This is a genomic window from Polaribacter sp. BAL334, from assembly GCF_015767435.1.
Classification (GTDB): Bacteria; Bacteroidota; Bacteroidia; order Flavobacteriales; family Flavobacteriaceae; genus Polaribacter.
The window spans coordinates 1-831 of the sequence record NZ_JADWOV010000289.1; the positions used below are offsets into that span (position 1 = coordinate 1).

The 831-nt window shown below is 36.5% G+C and carries 1 pseudogene; it reads left to right on the forward strand.

Features of this window, described 5'->3' with window-relative positions:
• Positions 1–831 (forward strand): annotated as a pseudogene (locus IU405_RS08635) (hypothetical protein); the annotation flags it as partial.

Genomic DNA, 831 nt, shown 5'->3' on the forward strand with positions numbered 1-831 from the left:
GATGTTTCTGTTGGAGTAAGTAACGCAGGAACAGGATTTAACTTACTTGGAAATCCTTTTACGTCATTCATTAATAGTGCTACTTTATTAACTGATAATGGTACAAATTTAGTTTCAACTGACATTTGGGTTTTTAATCAAAGTTCAGGTAATTATGAAGTGAAAAACTTAGCAGCTTCATTTGTGTTGGCTCCTGCTCAAGGTTTCTTTGTAAGATCTTCTAACGGTACAAACGTAAGCATTTCTGAGTCTTACCAAGTTGCTACTGGAAATGCTTTCCAAAAAACTGCAAAACCTGAAATCACGTTAAACATGACAGATGGTTCAAATAACCGTTTTGCAAAAATCTATTATTTAGACAATGCAACAACTAGCTTTGATAATGGTTATGATGGTGAAACTTTTGGAGGTGTTGCAAACTCGGTAGATGTATTTACACATTTAGTAGCAAACAGTGTTGGAAAAAAATACCAAGTGCAATCCTTACCAAACTCAGATTTTGAGAACATGGTGGTTCCTGTAGGTATCAAAGCTGCTGCTGGTAAAGAAATCACATTCTCTGCTGAAGCTATGAACCTTTCTGATGGAATCAACGTGTATTTAGAAGACAGAGCTACAAATACAGTGACGCTTTTAAGTGAAGCAAACGCCACTTACAAAGTAACTTTAGGGGAATCTTTGGATGGTATAGGACGTTTCTACTTACACACAAAAGCTTCAGGAGTGTTGAGTACAACTGACGTTGCTTTAGACAATATCAGCATCTATTCTCCAGCAAAATCTTCGTTGAGAATTGTAGGGTTATCTCAAGGAAGAGCCAGTGTAAAAATC